This is a genomic window from Paraburkholderia sp. JHI2823 (genome assembly GCF_038900695.1).
In the GTDB taxonomy this organism is placed as follows: Bacteria; Pseudomonadota; Gammaproteobacteria; order Burkholderiales; family Burkholderiaceae; genus Paraburkholderia; species Paraburkholderia mimosarum.
Map to the genome: position 1 here is coordinate 1 of NZ_JAYMRY010000097.1, position 4,909 is coordinate 4,909.

Here is a 4,909-nt window from a genome sequence, read left to right on the forward strand (position 1 = left end):
AGCAGCAGAGAAACGAGATTATGAAGACTCTTTCCCGCTTCGTCAACTGCTTTTTTTCGCTTACCGCCTGAAAAAGCCGCCGACTTCGCGTGCCGCCGGTTTCCGCGGCGGCCTTCGCATCCCGGACGTCAGAGACATCGAGCTGCGAAGGGGGCGAATCTTAACGCTACAGCCGGCGGGCTGCAAGCCCTTCTTCCCATCGCTCCGCGCGGTGATCGTTCTCGCGCCAGTCTGCAAAGCTATTCCCGGCACGTCGCTTGCAACCATCGCTTTCACTGCCATGATGAGGCGCTGCGCTCACGCAGCGGAGCTCCATGAATTCATCGATCGCACGGATCATCACGCTGTGTTCGACCATCGTCATATCGAGCGCGCCAATAGCCGCTTATGCAGACGACAGTGCGAGTCCCTGCGGCGCGCTAAAGCGCATCATCGCGGCTGCACCGCAGCATTTCGCTTCACTGAATCCCGCCGACGGACGTGCCATTGCGCAGCCCTACGGCGACGACGCGCAATGTGCGACAGCCGGCGCAACCTATCAGTGCGTCTGGAGTGCACGCGACGCTGGATCGGGGACGAACGCACTGGAGGGCTTAGGCGCCGATATTGCCGCGTGCCTGCCCGACGCAACACACGACGTGAATTCGCCAGGCCGCCAGCACTTCTACCTGGGGCAGCGCGGCAGCCGAACCGAAATCACGGCGCAGAGCGACGGTTCGACGCGGGTGAAGCTCAGCGTGTCGCATCAATAGACCGCTCCCCCGCATGAATAGATGGCCCGCTGGGATAGGCAAATCGTGTCCACGATCCGAACGGTACCTGCCAGCGGGCCGGCGAACGCACGCCTTCCTCACCTGCCAGGCGCGCTTTGACCATCCGAGCGAACGCCCGCCAACGGCGCCCCATAACCGCCTGCCTCCGCGTTGTTCGGGTGGCCATTTGCGAGTTGCCCACGCGGATCCGTGGGGCCAACCGGCATTTCGCCAGCCTGGCGATTGCCGTGAGTCGGGTACTCGCTGCCGGGTGCAGCGTTCGGCATGAGCGCAAGGCTGTTTTGCGGCGCACCAAGGTCGTCGTGCATTGCCGGATGCGCCGGTCAGCATTGCGCAAGTCATGAGTATGCAGAGGGGTTCATCCCGGGCTCCTTTCCGACAGATATGACACGCTCCGAGCACGCGCCAGCCCGGCGCGCTGCAGCCTGCGGGCTAACAAACGAAGTCAGCCGCCAAGGACACCAAGATCTAGACTGTGCGAACGGCCGATCCACACGGCGGCGTCGCGATGGTCGCGCAGCGCATCCCTCGTGTTCGGATGCACGAACACGTCGAGCGAGCCGTGATTGAGCGTGAGCCATTCGAAGACTGTCATGAAACGCTCGCGCGGAATGGCGAGCTGATACGACCACATCGGATGCGGCCCGACCGGGCGTTCGTGGAAACGCCCGATCTCCACGACCTCGCCGAAGCGGGCTTCGATTGCTTCGCGCAGGGTCAAGGCGGCTTCGCGCGTCGCCGCGTCGAAATAGATGTGCGCGTGCCAGCTCGTGATATCGGCGGGATCGAGGTAGTTCATGGCGATGCAGGACTGCAATGCGGGTTCGAGCCGCTATTGTCCATCGAACGCCCCCGCCGTGCATGCCCACGCACAACGCCACGCTTCATGGCGCCGCGCCTGAATACGTGTCGCCGACCATCAGACGCACGATTTCGTCGCCGTCGGTTTCGGCCACACGCCGCTCGCCCGCCACTTCGCCGCGCCGCAGCACGATAATGCGGTCCGCCACAGCAAAAATATCGTGCAGGTTGTGCGAAATGAGGATCACGGCTACGCCCTGTGCCTTGAGCGCACGGATCAACGCCATCACCTTGCGCTGTTCGGGCACGCCAAGCGCCGCCGTGGGCTCGTCCATGATCAACACGCGCGCGTTCCAGTAGATCGCCCGGCCGATCGCTATGGCCTGCCGCTGCCCGCCCGAGAGCATTTTGACGGGCCCCGCAAGCTTGCGCGGCGGAATCACGATATCGAGTCGCTCCAGCACTTCGCGCGCAACGCGCGCCATATGCGGTCGATCGATCAGCTGCAAGCCGAACCTGCGCCGCACGGGCTCGCGGCCGAGGAAAATATTGCTGCCCACGTCGAGATTGTCGGCAAGCGCGAGATCCTGATAGATGGTTTCGATACCTTGCGAGCGCGCTTCCTGCGGATCGCGCAGTTGCAGCGGACGGCCTTCGAAGTGCAGATCGCCCCCATCGGCGCGATAGACGCCCGAGAGAATCTTGATGAGCGTCGACTTTCCCGCGCCGTTGTCGCCCGCGAGCGCGAGCACTTCGCCCGGCATGAGCCGCAGCGAGACACGCTTGAGCGCCTCCACGCCGCCAAACCGAATCGAGATGTCACGCGCCTCGAGTATCGGCGTGACGATCGCGCCGCTCATTGGGCACCTCCGAGCCTGCCCTTGTACTGGTCGATCAGCACCGAAAGAATGATGACGATGCCGACCACGATGAATTGCCAGAACGCATTGACGTCGATGAACACGAGCCCGAACTCGATCACGGCGATGATGAGCGCGCCGATCAGCGTGCCAACGACGTTGCCCGTTCCACCAAAGAGACTCGCGCCGCCGATCACGACCGCCGCGATCGAATCGAGCAGCATGGGCTCGCCTGCGTTTGCCGCGCCGGCGGCGAAGCGCGCCGTGTAGACGATGCCGCCCACCGCCGCGAAGACCGCTGCGATGAGATAGATCGCGACCAGATGGCGGCGCACGTTGATGCCCGCGCGTATCGCCGACTGCGGATTGCCGCCAATCGCATAGGTGTACTGACCAAATCGGGTTTGCGAGAGCACGAAATGCATGACGACGAGCAGTACAACCGTGAGAACCACGGGCGTCCAGCCGCTGCCCAACCACGCGAGCCCCCGGTTGTTCACGGAGACGGTCATGCCGTTGCCCGCGGCGAGAAAGCCCACGCCCCGCGCGACGCCATACATGCCGAGCGTGCCGATGAACGCCGGCACGCCGAGCCGTGCGATCAGCACACCATTCACGAGGCCTGGGATCAGGCACACGAGTATGGTGAGCGGAATCGACAGAAGCAGAATCCACGGAGTATCGCCGCCGGGGATCGTAAACTGCGCGACGCACACAGCCGCGAGTCCCATGACGAAGCCCACCGAAAGATCAATGCCGGCGGTGATGATCACGAAGGTCTGACCGATGGCGAGCAACAGCGGCGCGCTCGCGGCAAGCCCGATCGACTGCAGGTTGTAGGCGTTGAACACGAACGACCGATGCGCCGAGATGCGCGCCCACGTCTCGAAAAAGACGAGCAGCGAGCCGAGAAAGAGCCACGGCCAGATTTTGCTGACGAGCGCGAGCCTGTCGAGTCGTTTGTCGTTCATGTGGCCCGGTTCAGTTCGAGTGGCTCAATTCGAGTAGATGTACTGCTTCATCTCCGGCTTGTCGATGTTCGACCTGTCCAGCACCACGAAACCCGTGCCCTTGTAGGTGGGAATTTTCTTGTCGTGGATGACGTCAGCGGCGAACTTCACGGCGTAATAGCCCATCTGATCGGGCAACTGCGCAATGGCAATATCGACGAGGCCGCTGCGGATCTGCTCGTCGATGCCCGGCACGGCGTCGAACACGACCACCTTGACCATACCCTGCTTGCCCGCATTCTTCACGCCTTGCGCCGCGCCGGCACCCGAGAACGTGTTGGCGCCGAACACGCCCGCGAGATCGGGATTGCGCGCGAGCACCGCCGCGACATGCGAAGCGGCGCGATTGGCGTCGTCCTCGTTGTATTGTGTTTCGAGCACCTTGATGTTGGGGTGCTTCTTCATTTCTTCCATGAAGCCTTGCGCACGTGCATCGGTGCTTGAGATGCCCGGCTTGTTGTTCTCGCAATAGACGGTGCCCCTGTCGCCAATCGCCTTGGCGAGCGAGCGAGCCGCCACCCGGCCACCTTCCAGGTTGTCCGAAGCGATATACGAAAGCGGGAAATCGGCGTCGCCCTTGCCTGTCTGATAGTGGCCATCGCCGATATAGGTGTCGACGGTGATGACCTTGATGCCGGCGTCGGCGGCCTCTTTGAGCGGGCCGATGAGCTGCTGCTTGTCCACGGGCGAAACAAGCAGCACGTCGGGGTGCCTGGCGATGAACGCCTTGAGAATAGGCACCTGCTCAGTGGTGTTCCAGGCCTTTGGCACCTGGAACAGCAACTGGATGTTGTCTTCCTTCGCCGCGCGTTCCGCGCCGCGGTGCATCGTGAAGTAGAAGGGATCGGTGACGCCGGGCAACAAGGCAACCACGGGATGCGCCGCATCTGCGTGCGCCGCGCCGGGCAACGTGCCGAGCGCAGCAACGGCGATCGTGGAATAAGCCATCAGACAGCGAAGAGCGTTGCGCAACATGGTTGTCTTCCTCCAGGTGAGTCCGACGCACGGCGCCCAATCTTCCCGAGGCGACGACGCCCGGCGGCAGTCGCCCAGTATACTGAGGCGCACTGCTACGGGGCCTGGTGTTTTCCTGCACGCTTTCAGCTGTTTATGCGCGTCGGATGCAGACGTCCCGATTTGTGGGACGACTGACTATTTCATTGCAGGAACAACCGATACGCCGGATTGCCCGTCTCTTCCCAATGCGGATAGCCGAGGGTGGCGAGGAAGCGGCGGAACTCGGCGTCATCGGCTGCGGGCACCTGGATGCCCACGAGAATCGAGCTGTAGTCGGCGCCCTGGTTGCGGTAGTGGAAGAGGCTGATGTTCCAGTTCGGCGCCATCGACGAAAGGAAGCGCATGAGCGCGCCCGGGCGCTCGGGGAACTCGAAGCGGAACAGGCGCTCGTCGTGTGCCAGAGGCGAGCGCCCGCCCACCATGTAGCGGATGTGCTGCTTCGAGAGCT

At 63.0% G+C, this 4,909-nt stretch carries 6 protein-coding genes and 1 pseudogene; 1 reads left to right on the plus strand and 6 read right to left on the minus strand.

Translation table 11 applies throughout. The features are described 5' to 3' along the window. Positions 1-314: 314 nt before the first annotated feature. Positions 315-752 carry a hypothetical protein gene (locus VSR34_RS37315; protein ID WP_028215549.1) on the plus strand — a complete coding sequence of 146 codons (438 nt, stop codon included), beginning with the start codon at positions 315-317 and terminating at the stop codon, positions 750-752. A gap of 98 nt (positions 753-850) precedes the next feature. On the opposite strand, the gene VSR34_RS37320 is transcribed toward VSR34_RS37315, so the two are convergent. The 6 genes and pseudogenes from VSR34_RS37320 to VSR34_RS37345 all read right to left on the minus strand — a co-directional run. Continuing rightward, on the minus strand, positions 851-1,081 hold the full coding sequence (locus tag VSR34_RS37320; protein ID WP_081716337.1) for a hypothetical protein: 231 nt from the start codon (positions 1,079-1,081) through the stop codon (positions 851-853). Positions 1,082-1,218: 137 nt separating this feature from the next. Further along, a complete protein-coding gene (locus tag VSR34_RS37325) occupies positions 1,219-1,572 on the minus strand; it encodes a DOPA 4,5-dioxygenase family protein (RefSeq protein WP_028215550.1) in 354 nt (117 codons plus the stop codon). A gap of 85 nt (positions 1,573-1,657) precedes the next feature. Beyond that, positions 1,658-2,434, minus strand: a complete 777-nt coding sequence (locus VSR34_RS37330; protein ID WP_028215551.1) for an ATP-binding cassette domain-containing protein — start codon at positions 2,432-2,434, stop codon at positions 1,658-1,660. After that, on the minus strand, positions 2,431-3,405 hold the full coding sequence (locus tag VSR34_RS37335) for a ribose ABC transporter (RefSeq protein ID WP_028215552.1): 975 nt from the start codon (positions 3,403-3,405) through the stop codon (positions 2,431-2,433). Before VSR34_RS37335 ends, VSR34_RS37330 begins: the two co-directional genes overlap by 4 nt. Before the next feature lie 24 nt (positions 3,406-3,429). Beyond that, positions 3,430-4,419 carry an ABC transporter substrate-binding protein gene (locus VSR34_RS37340; protein WP_028215553.1) on the minus strand — a complete coding sequence of 330 codons (990 nt, stop codon included), beginning with the start codon at positions 4,417-4,419 and terminating at the stop codon, positions 3,430-3,432. A 182-nt stretch (positions 4,420-4,601) separates the two neighbouring features. Continuing rightward, positions 4,602-4,909 (minus strand): annotated as a pseudogene (locus tag VSR34_RS37345) (threonine ammonia-lyase, biosynthetic); the annotation flags it as partial.

Excerpts from the sequence above, each read along its gene's own strand:
- VSR34_RS37315 (WP_028215549.1), top strand. The coding sequence starts at position 315 with ATGAATTCATCGATCGCACGGATCATCACGCTGTGTTCGACCATCGTC.
- VSR34_RS37325 (WP_028215550.1), bottom strand. The coding sequence starts at position 1,572 with ATGAACTACCTCGATCCCGCCGATATCACGAGCTGGCACGCGCACATC.
- VSR34_RS37320 (WP_081716337.1), bottom strand. The coding sequence starts at position 1,081 with ATGCACGACGACCTTGGTGCGCCGCAAAACAGCCTTGCGCTCATGCCG.
- VSR34_RS37330 (WP_028215551.1), bottom strand. The coding sequence starts at position 2,434 with ATGAGCGGCGCGATCGTCACGCCGATACTCGAGGCGCGTGACATCTCG.
- VSR34_RS37335 (WP_028215552.1), bottom strand. The coding sequence starts at position 3,405 with ATGAACGACAAACGACTCGACAGGCTCGCGCTCGTCAGCAAAATCTGG.
- VSR34_RS37340 (WP_028215553.1), bottom strand. The coding sequence starts at position 4,419 with ATGTTGCGCAACGCTCTTCGCTGTCTGATGGCTTATTCCACGATCGCC.